The sequence below is a fragment of the Xanthomonas indica genome (assembly GCF_040529045.1).
Taxonomy (GTDB): domain Bacteria; phylum Pseudomonadota; class Gammaproteobacteria; order Xanthomonadales; family Xanthomonadaceae; genus Xanthomonas_A; species Xanthomonas_A indica.
Map to the genome: position 1 here is coordinate 1,496,269 of NZ_CP131914.1, position 18,913 is coordinate 1,515,181.

At 70.7% G+C, this 18,913-nt stretch carries 15 protein-coding genes and 1 other RNA gene; 11 read left to right on the top strand and 5 right to left on the bottom strand.

The window, feature by feature from the left end:
* Positions 1–638: 638 nt before the first annotated feature.
* The 8 genes from Q7W82_RS06390 to Q7W82_RS06425 all read left to right on the top strand — a co-directional run bounded on the left by Q7W82_RS06390 (position 639) and on the right by Q7W82_RS06425 (position 11,170).
* Positions 639–2,147: an outer membrane beta-barrel protein gene (locus Q7W82_RS06390; RefSeq protein WP_242160654.1), complete on the top strand. Its 1,509-nt coding sequence runs from the start codon at positions 639–641 to the stop codon at positions 2,145–2,147.
* 324 nt (positions 2,148–2,471) lie between these two features.
* Positions 2,472–2,564: a potassium-transporting ATPase subunit F gene (locus Q7W82_RS06395; RefSeq protein ID WP_010341961.1), complete on the top strand. Its 93-nt coding sequence runs from the start codon at positions 2,472–2,474 to the stop codon at positions 2,562–2,564.
* A gap of 16 nt (positions 2,565–2,580) precedes the next feature.
* Positions 2,581–4,302 (top strand): potassium-transporting ATPase subunit KdpA, encoded by a 1,722-nt coding sequence (gene kdpA / locus Q7W82_RS06400; protein WP_242160655.1) that lies wholly within the window; start codon positions 2,581–2,583, stop codon positions 4,300–4,302.
* 10 nt (positions 4,303–4,312) lie between these two features.
* Complete coding sequence (gene kdpB, locus Q7W82_RS06405) at positions 4,313–6,382, top strand: potassium-transporting ATPase subunit KdpB (protein ID WP_242160656.1); 2,070 nt, start codon at positions 4,313–4,315, stop codon at positions 6,380–6,382.
* 72 nt (positions 6,383–6,454) lie between these two features.
* Positions 6,455–7,057, top strand: coding sequence for a potassium-transporting ATPase subunit KdpC (kdpC, locus tag Q7W82_RS06410; RefSeq protein ID WP_242160733.1), 603 nt, complete (start codon positions 6,455–6,457; stop codon positions 7,055–7,057).
* 67 nt (positions 7,058–7,124) lie between these two features.
* Positions 7,125–9,803, top strand: coding sequence for a sensor histidine kinase KdpD (locus Q7W82_RS06415; protein WP_242160657.1), 2,679 nt, complete (start codon positions 7,125–7,127; stop codon positions 9,801–9,803).
* A complete protein-coding gene (locus tag Q7W82_RS06420; protein WP_242160658.1) occupies positions 9,793–10,521 on the top strand; it encodes a response regulator in 729 nt (242 codons plus the stop codon). Before Q7W82_RS06415 ends, Q7W82_RS06420 begins: the two co-directional genes overlap by 11 nt.
* Before the next feature lie 148 nt (positions 10,522–10,669).
* Complete coding sequence (locus Q7W82_RS06425) at positions 10,670–11,170, top strand: AAA family ATPase (RefSeq protein WP_242160659.1); 501 nt, start codon at positions 10,670–10,672, stop codon at positions 11,168–11,170.
* Between the two features lie 430 nt (positions 11,171–11,600).
* On the opposite strand, the gene Q7W82_RS06430 is transcribed toward Q7W82_RS06425, so the two are convergent.
* The 4 genes from Q7W82_RS06430 to Q7W82_RS06445 are packed head-to-tail and all read right to left on the bottom strand — an operon-like array spanning position 11,601 to position 15,621.
* Positions 11,601–12,986: an FAD-linked oxidase C-terminal domain-containing protein gene (locus Q7W82_RS06430; RefSeq protein WP_242160660.1), complete on the bottom strand. Its 1,386-nt coding sequence runs from the start codon at positions 12,984–12,986 to the stop codon at positions 11,601–11,603.
* Complete coding sequence (locus Q7W82_RS06435) at positions 12,983–13,537, bottom strand: metal-dependent hydrolase (RefSeq protein ID WP_242160661.1); 555 nt, start codon at positions 13,535–13,537, stop codon at positions 12,983–12,985. The genes Q7W82_RS06430 and Q7W82_RS06435 overlap by 4 nt, the downstream gene beginning before the upstream one ends.
* A 1-nt stretch (position 13,538) precedes the next feature.
* Positions 13,539–13,907, bottom strand: coding sequence for a YraN family protein (locus Q7W82_RS06440; protein ID WP_160948109.1), 369 nt, complete (start codon positions 13,905–13,907; stop codon positions 13,539–13,541).
* Complete coding sequence (locus Q7W82_RS06445; protein WP_242160662.1) at positions 13,897–15,621, bottom strand: penicillin-binding protein activator; 1,725 nt, start codon at positions 15,619–15,621, stop codon at positions 13,897–13,899. The genes Q7W82_RS06440 and Q7W82_RS06445 overlap by 11 nt, the downstream gene beginning before the upstream one ends.
* 81 nt (positions 15,622–15,702) lie before the next feature.
* On the opposite strand from Q7W82_RS06445, the gene rsmI reads away from it, so the two are divergent.
* The 3 genes from rsmI to rnpB all read left to right on the top strand — a co-directional run bounded on the left by rsmI (position 15,703) and on the right by rnpB (position 17,658).
* Positions 15,703–16,530, top strand: coding sequence for a 16S rRNA (cytidine(1402)-2'-O)-methyltransferase (gene rsmI, locus Q7W82_RS06450; RefSeq protein WP_242160663.1), 828 nt, complete (start codon positions 15,703–15,705; stop codon positions 16,528–16,530).
* 28 nt (positions 16,531–16,558) lie between these two features.
* The gene (locus Q7W82_RS06455) at positions 16,559–17,263 is read left to right on the top strand and encodes a hypothetical protein (protein WP_242160664.1); all 705 of its coding nucleotides are present in this window, start codon (positions 16,559–16,561) and stop codon (positions 17,261–17,263) included.
* A 28-nt stretch (positions 17,264–17,291) separates the two neighbouring features.
* An RNA gene (gene rnpB / locus Q7W82_RS06460) (RNase P RNA component class A) lies at positions 17,292–17,658 on the top strand.
* 232 nt (positions 17,659–17,890) lie between these two features.
* Here rnpB and Q7W82_RS06465 read toward each other — a convergent pair.
* The gene (locus tag Q7W82_RS06465) at positions 17,891–18,676 is read right to left on the bottom strand and encodes an NRDE family protein (RefSeq protein WP_242160665.1); all 786 of its coding nucleotides are present in this window, start codon (positions 18,674–18,676) and stop codon (positions 17,891–17,893) included.
* Positions 18,677–18,913 lie beyond the last annotated feature (237 nt).

Here is an 18,913-nt window from a genome sequence, read left to right on the forward strand (position 1 = left end):
TCGCGCGCCGACCCTCACCCCAACCCCTCTCCCGGTGGGAGAGGGGCTTTGAGCTTCTCCCTTCTCCCCTCGGGAGAAGGTGCCCCGTAGGGGCGGATGAGGGTACGGGCGAAGCCTCGCATAGCCAGATCGGCGTGGCGCTTCGCGCGCCGGAACCTTCACCCGATTCCGCACACGAATTTACGCAGCTTTTATTCGAACCCGCGCGCGCTTTGCAACGAAGATATCCGGCGATTCCGCATACTTTCCGCGCTGACGACGGGGATGTGTGCGTGGAATCGATGGCTGAAATGTTGAGCATGTCGCGGCCCGCAACCATCGTCTGCAGGCACCACGTGACGCATCCGCTTGCGGCGCACTGGCCTGGCGTCCGCATCTGGATCGCCGCGATGCCGCCCGCGTCGCGGCGGCGTCACCACGGCCGCCGCGCGTCGCAGCATCCGCCTCCACACAGCCGCGCGCGTTCACTGCACGCGCGTTGACCCGCTGACGCCGCCGCCGCGGCGCCGCATTCCACCTCTCTCCCCGCGATGCGCCACCAGGCGCGTCACCTGCGATGGCGCGTGCGCGTAACGCGGCGCGTTGTCGTTGCCCCCTCCACCCACAGAAGGACGGCTCGTTGCAGAGCCGACGTCGCAATGTCCCTGAAGCTCCATCCCCTGTTCCTGTCCTTGGCCCTGCTGTGCGCGGGCGATGCCGCCGCCGCGGGCCTGATTGTGCCGGTGTCCGAGGCGATGCCGGCGTCGGATGCCGCCACGGCGCCGCTGGCGCGCAGCGCCGATTGCGCCAATGGCTTCTTCTCGCGCCTGGCCTCCGCCTATCGCGAAGATGCGCAACCGGCCGATCCCGATGCGCCGACGCCGGCGCGGCGCGGCCTGGCGGCGCCGTTCTCCTCGCCGCCGTTCCCGTCGGCCGAATGGCAGCTCGGCGCGGTGGACTATCCGGTCGGCGTGCCCAACGAAAACGCGCAGTATCCGGTGGAGAAGGCGCTGGCCTGCACGCGCGTGGGGCAGTGGATGCAGCGCAACCGCATCGAGCTGTACGGCTGGATCAATCCCTCGCTCAACGCCAGCACGTCCTCGCGCACGAATTATCCGCTGTCCTACTCCACACGGCCCAACCGCGGCGAGTTCAACCAGGCGCTGATCCGCCTGCAGCGCGTGCCGGACACGGTGCAGACCGATCATGTCGACTGGGGCTTCCATCTCGACGACCTGTACGGCTACGACTACCACTACACCACGATGAAGGGCGTCACCAGCGACCAGCTGCTGCACCACCCGCAACCCAACAGTGCGCTCAACGGCAAGATCTACGGCAACGATCCGATGATCGCGCACGTGGACCTGTACCTGCCGTCGGTGGCGCAGGGCATGCTGGTCACGGTCGGCCGCTATCTGTCGCTGCCGGACATCGAGGCGCAGTTCTCGCCGAACAACTACCTGCTGACCCATTCGATCCTGTACACGGTCGATGCCTATACCAACATGGGCGTGCTCACCACCACCAAGCTCGACGACCAGTGGACGCTGCAGCTCGGCGTGCATGGCGGCGACGATTCGGCGATCTGGGACGCGACCAGCCGCCTGAGCGCGCAGGCCTGCCTGCGCTGGGTCTCCAAGAGCAACGACGACATGCTGTATCCGTGCGTGGAGTCCTACAACAACGCCGCGCAGACCTACAACAACCTGCAGGAGTTCGTGCTGACCTGGGGCCATCGCTTCTCGCCGGAGGTGCATATGCTCACCGAGGCCTACCACCTCTACGTGCGCGACCAGGCGCTGGCCACCGATCCGTCGCAGTCGCACGCGCCGACCGGGCGCCCGGGCTATGCGTTGGGCGAGGCGCCGGACTTCCCGTTGGGGCGCAGCACTGCCGACGCCATCGTCAACTACGTCAACATCCAGCTCGGCGCATCGGACATGCTGGCGATCCGCAACGAGTTCGTGAACGACCATGACGGCCAGCGCACCGGCTTCGCCACGCGCTACTCCAGCCACACCATCGGGCTGACCCACTGGGTGTCGCAGGACCTGGAGATCCGACCCGAGCTGCGCTACGAGCACGCCTACGATTTTCCCGCCTACGACGGCGGACGCCGCAATCATCAGGCGACGGCGTTGATCGACGCGATCCTGCACTACTGAGGACGGCGCACGCGGTGCCGGCCGCGTCGCGCGGCATCGCGCGCTGCCGGCGCCGACCATGGCGATGCGCCTGCGATATCGCGCGCGATCGCCAGCGCCGCGCGGTTTTACGCAGAATTTATGCGCGCCGCGCGGCTTCGCCACGGAGAGTTTATGGCGCCGGCTTCGATAATGCCGGCCTGGGCCAGAAGGCCTGTCCGACCCGGCGTCCGTCGCCATGTTGCGCTTCCCTTCTGTCGCCGTGCGTGCGTCGCGTGCGGCGCTGTTCCACACGATTGCGGCCTGCCCTGCGGCGGGCCGTCCCTTTGTTTCGGAGTTGAGACCATGAGCGGTTGGCTTTCGTTCGTTTGCGGCGTGGCGGTGATCGTCGCGGCCGGTTACCTGCTGTACGTGATCCTGCGCCCCGAAGACTTCTGAGCCGAGTGCCACTTCCATGATCGATACATTGCTTGTCTATGCGCTCGCGCTGCTGCTGGGGTGGCCGCTGGGCCTGTACCTGGCCAAGGTGATGCGCGGGGCGCCGATGCGCGGCGACGCGCTGTTCGGCTGGATCGAACGCCCGCTGTACCGCCTGCTCGGCACCGATCCGGCGCGCGGCATGCACTGGCGCGCCTATGCCGGCGCGTTCCTGGCCAGCAACCTGGTGTTGGGCGTGCTGGTGTTCGCGCTGTTCGTGACCCAGGCCTGGCTGCCATTCAATCCGGATGCGGTGCCCAACATGCGTTGGGACGTGGCGCTGCACACCATGGTCTCGTTCCTGACCAACACCGACCAGCAGCATTACTCGGGCCAGGCGCAGCTGTCGTACCTGTCGCAGGCGGTGGGCGTGGTCGGCCTGCAGTTCATCACCCCGATGATGGGTCTGGCGCTGGTGGCGGCGACGCTGCGCGGCCTGTTCGGCGGGCGTGGCCATGATGCGGCGCGCACCGCTGCGGCCGCCACCGGCGGCGAGGCGGTGCAGGACGTGGATCTCGGCAACTACTGGGCCGACGTGATCCGGCCGACCCTGCGCTTCCTGCTGCCGCTGTGCCTGCTGTGGACGCTGCTGCTGACCCAGCAGGGCGTACCCTCGACGCTGGCCGCCGGTCCGGTCGCCACGCCGCTGGACGCCAGCGCCGGGCAGCAGACGCAGAAGATCCCGCTCGGCCCGGTCGCGGCGATGGTGGCGATCAAGCAGCTCGGCACCAACGGCGGCGGCTGGTACGGCCCCAACAGCGCAATGGCGCTGGAGAATCCCACGCCGTTCTCCAACCTGCTGGAGGTGCTGGCCATCGTGCTGATCCCGGTGGCGGTGGCGTGCATGGTCGGCCCGTTCACCGGGCGCCGCAAGTTCACCGCGCTGGTGTTCGGCAGCATGCTGGTGATGTCGCTGGCGTCCACCGCGGTGTCGCTGTGGGCCGAAGGCCATGCGCCCGGCAGCGCCGCGCTGATGGAAGGCAAGGAAGTGCGCTTCGGCGTCGACGCGTCGGCGGCCTGGTCGTCGCTGACCACGCAGACCTCCAACGGCTCGGTCAACGCCATGCACGATTCGCTGGCGCCGCTGACCGGCGGCGTGGCCATGGTCAACATGCTGATCAACGCGATCTGGGGCGGCATCGGCTGCGGCCTGCAGCAGTTCCTGGTCTATCTGCTGCTGAGCGTGTTTTTGGCCGGCTTGATGACCGGGCGCACCCCGGAGTTGTTCGGGCGCAAGATCGAGGCGCCGGAAGTGCGTCTGCTGGCGCTGCTGATCCTGTTGCAGCCGCTGGTGCTGCTCGGCTTCACCGCGGTCACGCTGGCCCTGCCGGCGTCGATCTCGGCGACCTCCAATCCCGGCTTCCATGGCATCAGCCAGGTGTTCTACGAGTACACCTCGGCGTTCGCCAACAACGGCTCCGGCTTCGAAGGGCTGGGCGACGGCATTCCGTGGTGGAACCTGAGCTGCACCGCGGTGCTGCTGCTGGGCCGCTATCCGGCGCTGATCGTGCCGCTGATCGTGGCCGCGCAACTGGCGCGCAAGCGCGTGGCGCCGGAAACCGGCGGCAGCCTGCAGGTGGAAACCCCGACCTTCGCGCTGACCCTGATCGCGGTCATCGCGGTCCTGACCGTTCTGCAATTCACGCCGGCCCTGGTGTTGGGACCGATCGCCGATCACCTGACCCTGGCCGCGCACTGAGACGACGACGATGAGTACCCCGCTTCCCTCTACTTCCGTGGCTTCTTCGCCGGCGCGCCGGCCTGGGCTGTTCGATGCCGCGGCGCTGCGCGCGGCCTTGCGCGACAGCGTGCTGAAGCTGTCGCCGCGGCACCTGCTCGGCAGCCCGGTGATGGCCGTGGTCTTTGCCGGCACGCTGCTGTCGGCGCTGATCACCGTGGCCGGCCAGGGCCCGGCCGGCTTCGGCTGGGCGGTGACCGCGATCCTGCTGGTCACCGTGCTGTTCGGCAACTTCGCCGAGGCGGTGGCCGAGGCGCGCGGCCGCGGCCAGGCCGCCTCGCTGCGGCGCGCGCGCAAGGACCTGGTGGCGCGCCGGGTCGCCAGCGCGCGGCTGGACGGCGAGACCAGCGTGCCGGCCGCCGAACTGCGCCCGGGCGACCTGGTGGTGGTCTCGGCCGGCGAGCTGATCCCGGCCGACGGCGAGATCGTGCACGGCCTGGCCACGATCAACGAGGCCGCGGTCACCGGCGAATCGGCGCCGGTGCTGCGCGAGGCCGGCACCGACCGCTCCGGCGTCATCGGCGGCACCAAGGTGCTGTCCGACGAGATCCTGGTGAAGGTCACCGCCGAGCCGGGCCACAGCTTCCTGGACCGGATGATCGCGCTGGTGGAAGGCGCCAATCGGCAGAAGACGCCGAACGAGATCGCGCTGACCATGCTGCTGGCGGCGATGACCCTGACCTTCCTGATCGTGGTCGCCTCGCTGCCGGCGATCGCCGCCTTCGTCGGCGTGCACGTGGACCCGTTGCTGCTGATCGCGCTGCTGGTGTGCCTGATCCCGACCACCATCGGCGGGCTGCTGCCGGCGATCGGCATCGCCGGCATGAACCGCGCGCTGTCGGCCAACGTGCTGGCCAAGTCCGGCAAGGCGGTGGAAGTGGCCGGCGACGTCGACGTGCTGCTGCTGGACAAGACCGGCACCATCACCCACGGCGATCGCCAGGCCACCGTGTTCCATGCGCTCAGCGGCGTGGACGTGGCGCAGCTGCGCGAGGCGGCGATGCTGTCGTCGCTGGCCGACCCGACCCCGGAAGGCAAGTCGATCGTGCGCCTGGCCCGCGAACAGGGCCTGCCGCCGGCCGATCCGGCGGGCGCCGAGTTCGTCGCCTTCACCGCGCAGACGCGCATGTCCGGCGTCGACCTGCCGGCCGCCGGCATGCAGCCGCCGCGGTCGATCCGCAAGGGTGCCGCCGATGCATTGATCCGCCACGTCACCGCGCTGGGCGGACAGGTGCCGGCGGAACTGAAGAGCCGGGTCGAGCAGGTGGCGCGCAGCGGCGCCACGCCGCTGGTGGTGGCCGAGGGCCGGCACGTGCTGGGCGTGGTCGAGCTGTCGGACGTGGTCAAGCACGGCGTGCGCGAGAAGTTCGCGCGGCTGCGCGCGATGGGCGTCAAGACGGTGATGATCACCGGCGACAACCCGCTCACCGCTGCGGCCATCGCCGCCGAAGCCGGCGTCGACGACTACATCGCCGAGGCCACGCCCGAGGACAAGCTGGCGCGCATCCGCCAGGAGCAGGCCGGCGGACGCCTGGTGGCGATGGTTGGCGACGGCACCAACGACGCGCCGGCGCTGGCCCAGGCCGACGTCGGCCTGGCAATGAACTCCGGCACCCAGGCGGCCAAGGAGGCCGGCAACATGGTCGACCTGGATTCGGATCCGGCCAAGTTGCTGGCGGTGGTGGAAGTGGGCAAGCAGCAGCTGATCACCCGCGGCGCGCTGACCACCTTCTCGCTGGCCAACGACGTGTCCAAGTACTTCGCGATCCTGCCGGCGCTGTTCGCCGCCTCGATCCCGCAGATGGCCGCGCTGAACGTGATGCGGCTGTCCAGCCCGACCAATGCGGTGCTGGCGGCGCTGATCTTCAACGCGCTGGTGATCCCGGCGCTGATCCCGCTGGCGCTGCGCGGCGTGCGTTTCACCCCGTCCTCGGCGACCTCGCTGCTGCGCCGGAACATGCTGATCTACGGCGTAGGCGGCGTGCTGCTGCCGTTCGTCGGGATCAAGGCCATCGACCTGCTGTTGGTGGCGTTGGGCTGACCCCAGCGCCGATCTATACGCTCTTTCGGAATTGCCTCCATGACCGTGTCTTCCGTTTCCCCCCACGAACCGATGCGCTGGCGCGCCGTGCTGGTGCTGCCGCTGCTGGTGCTCGCGTCCGCGGCGCTGTACTCGCTGCTGGCCACCGTGCTGGCCGGCGCGCTGTTCCCCGAGCAGGCCAACGGCAGCCTGCGCACCAAGGACGGCCGCGTGGTCGGCTCGGCGCTGGTGGCGCAACCGTTCGCCGCCGCCGGCTATTTCCAGCCGCGTCCGTCCGGCGCCAAGTACGACCCGATGTCGGCGGCCGGCAGCAACCAGGCACGCAGCAACCCCGACCTGCGCAAGCGCCTGGACGACACCCGCCAGGCGGTGGCCGCGCGCGAGGGCATCGACCCGGCGCAGGTGCCGGACGACCTAGTCACCCAGTCCGGCAGCGGCATGGACCCGGACATCAGTGTCGAGGCCGCGCAACTGCAAGTGGCGCGCGTGGCCGCCGCGCGCGGCCTGCCACCACAGACCGTCGCCGCCCTGGTCGCCGCACAGACCCAACCGCGCCAGTTCGGCGTGCTTGGCGCGCCGCGGGTGAACGTGTTGGCGCTGAATCTGGCGTTGGATGCGGCCGGGAACGGGGAAACGGGAATCGGGAATGGGCAAAAGCAGGAGCAACAGCGGTAAATCGCGCAGCCATGTAGGCTTTGCGCTCTGCGATTCCCCATTCCCCATTCCCCATTCCCAGCTCCAAATGCCCGACCCCCGCACCCAACAGGCCGATGCCCTGATCGGCGAACTGCAGCGCGAGCGCGGCGGACGCCTGACCGTGTTCCTCGGCGCGGCGCCGGGGGTGGGCAAGACCTACGCGATGCTGTCGCGCGCGCGGCAGTTGCAGCAGCAGGGCAGCAACCTGGTGGTCGGCGTGGTCGAGACCCACGGCCGCGCCGAGACCGCGGCGCTGCTGGAAGGGCTCACCGTGCAGCCGCGGCGGCGCCTGGAATACCGCGGCCGCACCCTGGACGAGATGGACCTGGATGCGCTGCTGGCGCTGCGCCCGCCGCTGGTGCTGGTGGACGAACTGGCGCATCGCAACGCGCCCGGCAGCCGCCACGAGCGGCGCTGGCAGGACGTGCAGGAATTGCTTGACGCCGGCATCGACGTCTACAGCACGGTCAACATCCAGCACCTGGAAAGCCTCAACGACGTGGTCCACCGCATCACCGGCGTGCGCGTCAGCGAGACCGTGCCCGATGCGATCTTCGACCGCCTGCGCGACATCGTGCTGGTCGACCTGCCGCCGCGCGAGCTGATCGAGCGCCTGCAGCAGGGCAAGGTGTATCTGCCCGAGCAGGCCGGGCAGGCGCTGCAGGCGTTCTTCTCGCCGTCGAATCTGGCCGCGCTGCGCGAGCTGGCGATGCAGACCGCCGCCGACCGCGTCGACAACGATCTGCGCGACGTGCAGGCGGCGCAGGGCCGTACCAGCGTCGCGCTGCGGCGTACGGTGATGGTGGCGATCGACGGCCGCGGCCAATCCGATTACCTGGTGCGGGTGGCGCGGCGCCTGGCCGAGCGCCGCGGCGCGCCCTGGACCGTGGTCACCGTGCAGACCCAGGCGCAGCCCGACGCCGACTGGCAGCTGGAAATCGACCGCGCCTTCGCCCTGGCGCGTCGGCTCGGCGGCGAGGCCGCGCTGCTGCACGGTGCCAACGTCGCCGACACTCTGCTCGACCACGCCGCGCGCAGCGGCGTATCGACCCTGGTGCTGGGCCGCACCCGCGAGCGCCCGCTGGCGCGCATGATCAACCGCACGCTGACCCAGCAACTGCTGCAACGCGGCGCGCACTACGAACTGGTGATCATCAGTTCGCCGGAGGCGCGCGCCCGCGCGCGGCGGCGCTGGCGCAGCCCGGGGCATTGGCTGTCGCGCGACGACCTGGTGTTCGCCACGGTCGCCACGCTGGCGGCGGTCGCGGTGGGCTGGCTGGCCGAGCGCTGGGTCGGCATCGACGACCTGTCGATGGTGTTCATCGTCGCGGTGGTGATGGTGGCGGCGAAGACGCGGATGGCCGCGGCGGTGCTGGCCGCCATCCTGAGTTTCCTCGCCTACGATTTCTTCTTCATCGATCCGCGATACACGCTGCACATCGGCGCGCGCCAGGGCCTGGTCACGGTGCTGCTGTTCCTGGTCGCGGCGCTGGTCGCCGGGCGCCTGGCCTCGCGTCTGCGCATGCAGGTGCTGGCGCTGCGCGCGGCCAACGCCCAGACCACCGCGCTGCAGCGGCTGGGCCGCGAGCTGACCAGCGCCGCCGACCTGGGCCAGGTGCTGGAGGCCGGGCGTCGCGCGCTCGCCGGCACGCTCGACGCCGAGGCCTGGCTGCGCCTGCAGCCGCTGGAGCGCGCCCACGACGGCGCCGACGATTACGCGCCGTCGATGGCCGCGGTGGACCGCAGCGCCGCCGACTGGGCGCAGCGCCATGGCCAGGCCACCGGCCGCTTCACCGACACCCTGGCCGGCGCGAGCTGGTGGTTCCTGCCGGTGCGCCACGAGCGCGGCACGATCGGCGTGGTCGGCCTGCGCTTCGGCGCCGGCGTGCAGCGCCCGGGCCTGGAGCAGCAGCGCCTGGCCGAGGCGATGGTCGAGGACATCGGCCAGGCCGCGCTGCGCACGCGCCTGGTCGCCGACCTGGAGAGCGCGCGGGTCAGCGGCGAGACCGAGCGGCTGCGCTCGGCGCTGCTGTCCTCGGTCTCGCACGACCTGCGCTCGCCGCTGGCGGCGATGATCGGCGCGGCCAGCAGCCTGTCCAGCTACGGCCAGGCGATGGACGCGGACGATCGCCGCAGCCTGCTCGACACCATCCAACTGGAAGGCGAGCGCCTGGACCGCTACATCCAGAACCTGCTGGACATGACCCGGCTCGGCCACACCGGGCTGACCTTGAACCGCGACTGGATCGGCGTGGACGAACTGATCGGCTCGGCCGCGCGGCGCCTGCAGCGCTACCAGCCGCAGGTGCGCCTGGACATCGCCCTGGCCGCGGACCTGCCGACGCTGTGGGTGCACCCGGCGCTGGTCGAGCAAGCCATCTTCAACGTGCTGGAGAACGCCGCCAAGTTCTCGCCGGCGGACGCGGCGATCCGCGTCGCCGCCGGCATGGTCGACGGCCGCCTGCGCATCGACATCAGCGACCGCGGCCCGGGCATTCCCGAGGACGAGCGCGCGCGCATCTTCGACATGTTCTACAGCGTCGAGCGCGGCGACCGCGGCCGCCACGGCACCGGCCTGGGCCTGACCATCTGCCAGGGCATGATCGGCGCGCACGGCGGCAGCGTCGAGGCGCTGCCCGGTCCCGATGGCCGCGGCACCACGATCCGCATTACTCTGCCGCTCATCGAACCCGCCGCGCCGCCGTCCCGCCCCGATGCCGACTGAGTCCCACGCCGATCCGATTCCGCCGCCGCGCGTGCTGGTCATCGACGACGAGCCGCAGATCCGCCGGTTCCTCGACATCAGCCTGCGCGCGCAGGGCTACCGCGTGCTGCAGGCCGACACCGGCGCCGCCGGCCTGGCGCAGCTGGCCGCGCACGGCGCCGAACTGGTGGTGCTGGACATCGGCCTGCCCGACCAGGACGGACACAGCGTGCTGCGCGAACTGCGGCAATGGTCGTCGGTGCCGGTGATCATGCTGACCGTGCGCGCCGGCGAGGCCGAGAAGGTGCAGGCGCTGGACGCCGGCGCCAACGACTACGTGACCAAGCCGTTCGGCGTGCAGGAACTGATGGCGCGCATCCGCGTGCTGCTGCGCATGCAGCCCGTCGCCGGCGAGGCCGAGCCGGTGTTCGACGACGGCCACCTGCACATCCACCTGGGCCTGCGCGAGGTGCGCCTGGATGGCGAGGCACTGCCGCTCAGCCGCAAGGAGTACGCGTTGCTGGCGCTGCTGCTGCGGCACAGCGGCCGCGTGGTGACGCAGCCGCAACTGCTGCGCGAACTGTGGGGGCCCACTCATCAGGACGACACCCACTACCTGCGCATCCTGGTCGGCAAGCTGCGGCAGAAACTCGGCGACAGCGCCGTCGCCCCGCGCTACATCGCCACCGAGCCGGGCGTGGGGTTGCGCTTCATCGGCGTGCAGTGTCCGTCGGCGTGATGGGGCGTGTCGGCGTTCCCGGGTATCCGTAGGAGTGGCTTCAGCCGCGACCGCTGCGTTCCCGGTCATGCCCGTCGCGGCTGAAGCTGTTCCTACAGCGGCAGCGAGTGTTTTCGGAGGCATTGGAACGCGATAGACGGAAGACCAGATGACCTTGTGCCCGCCTCCCATCGTGATCAACCCGGACCACTTCCTGCATACGGAACAAGGGCGCGTCTGGACACCGGAACGCAATCGCAGCGCGTGGCAGCAAAGCCATGACGCCTTGAAGGCGATCCTCGCCGGTGCGTGCGAATCCGCCGGCACCTGGACGGTCGTCATCGTGTGCGGCCTGCAGGGCGCGGGCAAGACCACGTGGATTGCGCGGCAACCGGTACGGCCGTGCACCGTCTACTTCGATGCGGCGCTGCCAGGTGCCCGGCATCGGGCACCGATCATCGCCATTGCGAACGCGGCCGGCGCCCGGATCGAGATTGTCTGGATCAAGGTCGCACTGCCCGTTGCGCTCGCGCGGAACCTGCAGCGTGCCGCGGACGAACAGGTCCCGGAGGAGGCGATCCGCTCGGTGCACGACCTCTTCGAAGCGCCGACGCTCGCCGAAGGGGCCGACCACGTCAGCGTCGTCACTCCGGCCCAATGTACGCCTTGAAGGCTGCAGGCGTGGCAGCGGCGTCCGGCAGCGTGCACATCGCTGCCGCGCCACGCGCTCTGCCGGCTGCCCGCTGACGAGCTCGGCGGAAGGCTGGGGCCGTTCCCCCAAAGCAGTGTGTGCGATGGATGCAGCGCTTCAGGCATGACGACCGCGCCTCGCACCGCATCGGTCGTCGGCCGCGATAGCGCATCGTGTGCGCAAGGCCATCGCTCGTGCCGCGATCGCCTTGGCTTGTCGTAGGAGCGGCTGCAGCCGCGCCCGTGGCCTTGCCGGTGACGCCTGTCGCGGCTGAAGCCGCTCCTACAACGGCATGGTGGCATGGCGGCATGGCGAGGTTGCAATGGATCAGCATGCGAAAGACGCTGTTGCGAATCCCGAATCCCGAATCCCGAATCCCGAATCCCGAATCCCGAATCCCGAATCCCCCTCAAGGCTCCGGCAACACCTTCCCCGGATTGAGGATCCCATCCGGATCCAGCGCGCGCTTGATCGCGCGCATCGCGTCCAGGGTGGCGGCGTCGAAGGCCTGGTCCATGTAGTCGCGCTTGGCCACGCCGATGCCGTGTTCGCCGGACAGCGTGCCTTCCAGCGCCAGCACCAGCGCGAACAGGCGTGGCAACGCCGCCTGCGCACGCGCGGTTTCAGCGGCGTCGTCCGGCGCGTACATGATGTTGACGTGCAGGTTGCCGTTGCCGGCATGGCCGAAGGCGACGATCGGCAGGTCGAACTCGGCGGCCAGCGCTTCCACGCCGGCGACCAGCTCGGGGATGCGCGACACCGGCACCACCACGTCCTCGTTGATCTTGCCCGGGCGGATCGTGCGCAGCGCCGGCGACAGCGCGCGGCGTGCGGCCCACAGGCGATCGCGCGCGCTGCCGTCGGCGGCCACGTCCAGCGCCAGCAGGCCGTCGCCCTCGGCCGCCGCGCCCAGTGCCTGCAGCATGTAGGGCAGGGTGTCGTGGTCGCCGTCGGCCTCGATCAGCAGCATCGCGCCGGCCTCCGGCACGTCGCTGCCGTTGCGGCGCAGCAGCGCGATCGCGCTGCGGTCCATGAACTCGAGCATGGTCGGCGTGCTCGGCTGCGCCATCAGTCGCGACACCGCGGCGGCGGCACCGGCGGCGTCGCGGTACAACGCGCGCAGCCCGGCCTGCGCCAGCGGCCGCGGCGACAGCTTCAGCGTCGCTTCCACGATCAGCGCCAGGGTGCCTTCGCTGCCGACCAGCAGGTGGGTCAGGTCGTAGCCGGTGGCGTCCTTGGTGTAGGCGCCGCCGCAGCGGATCACCTCGCCGCTGCCGGTCACCGCGACGAGGCCGAGCACGTTGTCGCGGGTGGCGCCGTACTTCACCGCGCGCGGCCCGCCGGCATTGGTCGACAGGTTGCCGCCGACGCTGCAGATCTCCGCGCTGGACGGGTCCGGTGGCCAGAACAGCCCGTGCGGCGCCAGCGCCTGCTGCAGGTCGCCGTTGAGCACGCCGGGTTCCACCACCGCGCAGCGGTCCGCCGGGCGCAGTTGCAGGATGCGGTTCATGCGCGCGAACGACAGCACCACGCCGCCGGAGAACGGCACCGCGGCGCCGGCGGTGCCGGTGCCGGCGCCGCGCGCCACCAGCGGCACGCGGTGCGCACGGCAGGCGCGCACGATCGCCTGCACCTGCTCGCGGGTCTGCGGCAGCGCCACCGCGTCGGCCAGCGCCCAGCGCCGCGAATCGTCCTCGCCATAGCTGCGCCGGCTGTCGGCGTCGGTGCGCCAGCCCTCTGGGCCGAGCAGGGTGGCGAGGGTGTCGGTGAGCGCGGCGGGCAGCGGTGTGGTCATGGCGAAGGCGGCGAAGAGGAAGACGCGGAGGGCGAGGGCGGCTGCAGCACTTTCCAGGTGAGCACCGCCAGCGCCAGCGGCAGCCACACCCAGCGCAGTTCCGACAGCAGCGTGGTCAGGCCGCGCGCGCTGAAGAAACCGTTGGCGAACGGCGAGACCCGGATCGGCCGCCACGGCGCGAACCAGCGCTGCTCGCTCCACGGCCAGGCCAGGGCCACGCCGAGGCCGCCGGAGGTCATCGCATCGAGCAGCGGGTGCGAGGCGGTGCAGACGAGCAGCCACGCGGCCGCCTGCACCGCGCCGGCGCGCAGGGGCCGGTGCAGCAGCGCGCCGAGCACGCCCAGCACCGCGGCGAACAGCAGCGAGTGGCTCGCACCGCGATGGCCGAAGGCGTCGGCGTAGGGGATGTGCAGGGCGAAGCCGAGCACGTCGGCGTCGGGCAGCATCGCCGCGACGATGCCGGCGCCGAGCAGGCGCGTGGAGATGCGCCCGCGATCGGCGGCGGCCCACAGCGCCAGCGGCACCGCGGCGTGGGTGAAGATGCTCGGCACCTCAGCAATCCTCGGCGCGGAACGCGTCGCGCAGCCAGGTCAGCCGCGGCGGATCGCCCTCGGCCTCGACCACGTCGAAGCGGCACGGCCAGCTGGCGTATTGCGGATGCGCGGCCAGGAACAGTTGCGCCGCCAGCAGCAGGCGGCGGCGCTTACGCAGGTCGACCGAGGCCGCACCGCCGCCGAACGCGGTGCTGCGCCGGTAGCGCACTTCGACGAACACCAGGCTCTGCGCCTGCTGCATCACCAGGTCCAGCTCGCCGCCGCGGAAGGCGACGTTGGCGGCGATCAAACGCAGGCCCGCGCGCTCCAGTTCGGCGCGCGCCGCCGCTTCCACCGCGTTGCCGCGTCGGCGCCGCTCAGTTTCCATCGGGCAGCGGGGTCGGGCGCCCGCCGCTGAAGGTGGACCAGGCCGGGGTGCGCACGATGTTGCCGAAGCCATCCAGGTGCAGCACGCCGGTGGCGCCGCGCAGGGCGCTGTCCTTGCCGGTCGCCAGCTTCTCCAGATACGCGGTGATCTGCCAGGCGTCGTAGCCGAACGCGAACAGGCGCCCGGCCGGGCCGCGCGCGGTCGGCAGCATGTCGGCCACGCTGGTCGCCGCCGGCAGGCCGCCGACGCCGCGCACGTTCCACAGTTCGCTGGGGTAGACGATGCCGTCCAGCACCAGGTCGTCCTCGGGCTTGCCGGTGCCCAGCACCAACTGCGAGGTCGCGACCCGGGTCTTGCCGGCGAAACCGGCCAGTGCCAGCTGCGGCGCCAGCGCGCGCGCGGTATTGCCCTTCACCGCCAGCAGCACCGAGTCGGCGGCACCGGCGTTGCGCAGTTGCGCGGCGATGTCGCCGGGCGTTTCGGCCACGCTGATGTTGCCGGCGACCTTGCCGCCACGCTCGCTGAAGCGGTCGCGGAACGCGGCCACCGCACGGCGGCCGTTGTCGTCGTTGCTGCCGATGACCAACGTGTTGCTGCGCTCGTGCGCCAGCAGGTACTCGGCGGCGGCGATGCCGTCGTCCTCCGGGGCCAGCGAGAAGCCGGCGCTGCCGCCGGGCGGGGCGTGGGTGCCGCGGTTCAGCGCCAGCACCGGCACCGGCAGCGCGTCGCGCGCGAACAGCGCGGTGACCTCGTCACGGCCGAGCGGGCCGACCACGAAGTCGGCGCCGCCATCGACCGCCTTCTGGTAAGCGGCCAGCGCCCCGGCCGGGGTGCCGGTGGTGTCGATGAAGTCGATCGGCGGGCGCCGCCGGGTCTCGCCGTAGTAGCCGGCGAGCAGGCCGTCGCGTACCGGCGCGGCCGCGGTGGCCAGGCTGCCGCTCAACGGCAGCAGCACCGCCAGCTTGGCCGGCGGGCGGTAGCCGTCGCGCTCGGCCGGCGGCCGCTTGCTGGTGTCGAAGCCCCACTGCTCGCCGCGGTCGAACGGGCGCGGCAGTGCCAGACCGCGGCTCAGCAGGGCGCGGCCGACGAAGTTGTACAGCGGGTCGCCGGCCGGCAGCGCGCCGGCGCGGGCCTGCAGGGTGGCGTCGTTGAGCGTGGCCAGCTGGCGCACGATGGCGCGCTGGTTGTCGCTGCGCGCCTGGCCGCTGAGGCCGTTGTCGGCGCGGGCGCGTTCGTCCAGCGCCGCGTTGGCGTCGCCGGTGCCTTCCAGCGCCTGCGCGCGGGCCAGGTGCCAGCGCGCGCGCAGGTTCTGCGGCACCGCCTGCGGATCGCTGCCCAGCGCCTGCAGCGCCTTGGCCGGCTGGCGGTCGGCCAGGGCCAGCTCGGCCTCGACCAGCGCCACCCGCACCTTGCTCAGCGGCGGCAACTGCCGCGGCTGTACCTGCGCCAGCAGGCTGCGCGCGCGGGCGGCGTCGCCGGCTTCGTACCAGGCGAAGGCGGCGTCGCCCAGCAATTGGTTGCGGGCGCTGCCGGTGGCGCCGGCGGCCTGCGCCTCGAGCTGCTGCGCCGCGTCCCGCGGCTTGCCCTGATCCAGCAGCGCCAGCGCGGCCGATTGGGCCGGCGAGGCGCTCGGCGTCACGCTGGTGGTGGCGCAGCCGGCGATCAGCAGCGCCAGCAGCGACAGGGCGGAAATCCTTGCGAATCGCTTGTTCATTTCTGGTCCATTCGGCTGGGCACGCCGGGCGCGCCGGGGAAAACCGCTACGATTCTACCCTTGACCATGGAAAGCCCGTAGATGAGCGCCCAGCCCGGAACCCTGCACGTCGTCGCCACGCCGATCGGCAACCTCGCCGACCTGACGCCGCGCGCCCAGGAGACGTTGCGCTCGGTGGCGGCGATCTGCGCCGAGGACACCCGCCGCAGCGGCCAGTTGCTGGCCCACTTCGGCATCGAGCGGCCGCTGCTGGCGCTGCACGAACACAATGAGGAGGCGCTGTCCCAGCGCATCGTCGCGCGCCTGCTGGAGGGCCAGTCGCTGGCCCTGGTCAGCGACGCCGGCACCCCGCTGGTCAGCGACCCCGGCTACCGCCTGGTGCGCGCCGCGCGCGCGGCCGGGGTGCGGGTCAGCCCGGTCCCGGGCGCCTGCGCGGCGATCGCCGCGCTCAGCGTGGCCGGCCTGCCCAGCGACCGCTTCGCCTTCGAGGGCTTCCTGCCGGCCAAGGCCTCGGCGCGGCGCGAGCGCCTGGTCCGGCTGGCCGGCGAACCACGCACCCTGGTGTTCTACGAAGCCTCGCACCGCATTGCCGAGTCCCTGGCCGACTGCCGCGCCGCCTTCGGCGACGCCCGCCCGGCGGTGCTGGCGCGCGAACTGACCAAATTGTTCGAGACCGTGCTCGACGGCACCCTGGCCGACCTGCATGCCCGGGTCGAGGCCGACGACAACCAGCGCAAGGGCGAGTTCGTGCTGATGGTGCAGGGCGCCGGCGACGATGCCGACGCGCAGCTGGCCGAAGGCCGCCGCGTCTACGCCAAGCTCAGCGAACACCTGCCGCCGTCCACCGCCGCCAAGCTCGCCGCCGAACTGACTGGCGCTTCGCGCAAGGCCTTGTACGGTGGTGGCTAGCAAGGCGGCACGCCAGAAGGCAAGAGAGTTGGCATGGCTGAACCTCGCAAGGGTGGTCATGCCAGAGGAGATCCCCAAGGGCGTTGTTGAACAACCGGATCCGCCTGCGCCCGATCTCGTGATCCGCAGCCGCAACACGAACGTTGGTATCGAGGTCACTCAGCTTTTCCAGCGCGACGATCCCGCGTCGCGGTTGCCTGCCCGTGAAATAGAGGCTGCTCAACGCAACATTCTTGCCGAGGCGAGGACGTTGTATGAGGAGACATACGGCCACCGCTTGTTTGTGAATGTCTCCTTCAACGGTACGCCGCCCGCAAAAAAACCGGCGGTTCGCGAACTTGTGGCGCTCGTGGAGAGACATCGCACTGATTCGGGAGCGATGTTCCAGGTTCTTGCTCTGGATGCCCGTGCGCGGCAACTCCTTCCCCAGTGGCTTCAAGGGCTCACGATATGTACTCAGGAGTCCGATGAGCCCGCGCGCTGGATTGGTGGTTCCGTGTGGCGCACGCCAAGTTTGACGCAGGATCTGCTGCAGTCCGCTGTCTCAAGAAAGAACAAAAACGTTGAGGGTTACCTGGGGTGCTGTGACCAAGTCTGGCTTCTGGTTATTTGTGACCTATGGCCGATGGCGGCAAGTTTGGCTGTGCCGCGAAACGCGCATGAATGGCAATTAGAAAGCCGCTTTGCGCGGGTATTGCTGGTGTCCCGAGAGGGCGATGGCATCCGCTTCTAATGGAGAAACATGCGACAATGCGCGCGGCGGAGCCGGCCAGACAGTCGCGTCATCCCCTCGCATTTCGGTGCGGCGGGATGCCGAGGAAAGTCCGGGCTCCATAGGGCAAGGTGCCAGGTAACGCCTGGGCGGCGCGAGCCGACGGACTAGTGCAACAGAAAGATACCGCCTACGTCTGCGCAAGCAGGCCGGTAAGGGTGAAATGGTGCGGTAAGAGCGCACCGCGAGTCCGGTAACGGACCGGCACGGCAAACCCCACCTGGAGCAAGACCAAATAGGGACCTCATGGCGCGGCCCGCGTCGGGTCCGGGTAGGTTGCTTGAGCGTACCGGTGACGGTGCGCCTAGAAGAATGACTGTCCACGACAGAACCCGGCTTATCGGCCGGCTCCGCCACCTTCTTCTTTTCCAGACGCGCTCTGGCATTCGCTTGTCCTGCTCGCCGGTCAGGCGCTGACGCCGGCGGCGTCATGGGTCCCGGCTTGTCGCCGCCGTCTCCATGTTGCTTCCCTCCACCGTCGCCGTGTTTCCCGTGTGGGAGGGACTTCAGTCCCGACTGCAGCCACCCGACGGTCCCGCGCTGTCCGGCCACGCCACCGCCGCCGGGATCGATACCTGAGCGCAGGCGTCACTCCTTTCCGGTGTCCGTCCCCAGGTCACGGTTCTCCAGGCGCGTCTGGCCCAGATACACCCCGTCCGGGCCGAACCGGCGCTCGTGGATCCAGCCGTGGCCGGCGGCGTCCACCGCGACGATGGTGCTGGCGCGGGTGCCGTAGTCGTGGCCGCGGATGAAGGCCGGCGACAGCCGCCGTTCCAGGTCCGGGCCGACCCCGGTGTCGGGCAGGTCCGCCAAGTCGGCCAGGGTCTCGTCGGCCAGCGCCCGCCACAGCGGGGCCAGGTCGTCGTCGCCGGCGGCGATCCAGGCGGTCACCGCCGCGCGCAGGCGCAGGGTCTTCGGCCAGGGCGCGTCGAGCGCGCCGTTGGACATGCCGTGGACGCCGGGCGCCAGGGCGCTGCGGCCGGGCGGGTGGTTGCCCACGTAGGCGGCGCCGGCGGCATCGGCCAGCAGCAGGTTGAACGGCGGATAGGCGTCGGCGCGCGCCGCCAGCGCGTCGGCAAAGGCCGCGGCCGGCTCCGCGCCGGTCAGGTAGTCGGCGATCAGGGCGCCGCGCGAGGCGCCGGACATCGCCGCCAGCGGGTCGCGCACGTTGGTGACCACGGCGCAGCGGCCGGCGTCGTCCAGTCCCACCCAGGTGCCGCCGGAGCGCAGGTCGCGTCCGGCCAGCAGGCGTTGTGCCGGGGCCGGCCAGCGCTGCAGCGGCGCGGTCGGACGGGCGTGGAATTCGTCGCGGTTGCCGACCAGCAGCAAGCGCCATCGCGGGTGCGCAGCGTGCGCGAGAACGACCAGACACATGCGCCGCAGTGTGCGCGCTTGCGCAACGCGGCGCGAGTGCAGGGGGCATGTCGACGGCCGGGGACGACCGCCTTAACGCCCCGTACACAGGCCTGAATTTCCGTTCAATCTCAAAATTTGAGACGAAACAGTAACTTGTGGATAAGCCTTGAACAAGTCTCTAAAGATCGTTGCAAACCATTGATCCCGCTAGCGATTTGCCGCTCGCAAAGTTGTTGACAACCCGTTGCGCACTGC

Bases quoted from the DNA above. Each gene is read 5' to 3' on its own strand.
- Q7W82_RS06395 (WP_010341961.1), top strand. From the start codon at position 2,472: ATGAGCGGTTGGCTTTCGTTCGTTTGCGGCGTGGCGGTGATCGTCGCG.
- rsmI (WP_242160663.1), top strand. From the start codon at position 15,703: ATGAGCGCCCAGCCCGGAACCCTGCACGTCGTCGCCACGCCGATCGGC.
- Q7W82_RS06445 (WP_242160662.1), bottom strand. From the start codon at position 15,621: ATGAACAAGCGATTCGCAAGGATTTCCGCCCTGTCGCTGCTGGCGCTG.
- Q7W82_RS06390 (WP_242160654.1), top strand. From the start codon at position 639: ATGTCCCTGAAGCTCCATCCCCTGTTCCTGTCCTTGGCCCTGCTGTGC.
- Q7W82_RS06430 (WP_242160660.1), bottom strand. From the start codon at position 12,986: ATGACCACACCGCTGCCCGCCGCGCTCACCGACACCCTCGCCACCCTG.
- Q7W82_RS06465 (WP_242160665.1), bottom strand. From the start codon at position 18,676: ATGTGTCTGGTCGTTCTCGCGCACGCTGCGCACCCGCGATGGCGCTTG.
- Q7W82_RS06425 (WP_242160659.1), top strand. From the start codon at position 10,670: ATGACCTTGTGCCCGCCTCCCATCGTGATCAACCCGGACCACTTCCTG.
- kdpA (WP_242160655.1), top strand. From the start codon at position 2,581: ATGATCGATACATTGCTTGTCTATGCGCTCGCGCTGCTGCTGGGGTGG.
- Q7W82_RS06420 (WP_242160658.1), top strand. From the start codon at position 9,793: ATGCCGACTGAGTCCCACGCCGATCCGATTCCGCCGCCGCGCGTGCTG.
- Q7W82_RS06440 (WP_160948109.1), bottom strand. From the start codon at position 13,907: ATGGAAACTGAGCGGCGCCGACGCGGCAACGCGGTGGAAGCGGCGGCG.
- kdpB (WP_242160656.1), top strand. From the start codon at position 4,313: ATGAGTACCCCGCTTCCCTCTACTTCCGTGGCTTCTTCGCCGGCGCGC.
- kdpC (WP_242160733.1), top strand. From the start codon at position 6,455: ATGCGCTGGCGCGCCGTGCTGGTGCTGCCGCTGCTGGTGCTCGCGTCC.
- Q7W82_RS06415 (WP_242160657.1), top strand. From the start codon at position 7,125: ATGCCCGACCCCCGCACCCAACAGGCCGATGCCCTGATCGGCGAACTG.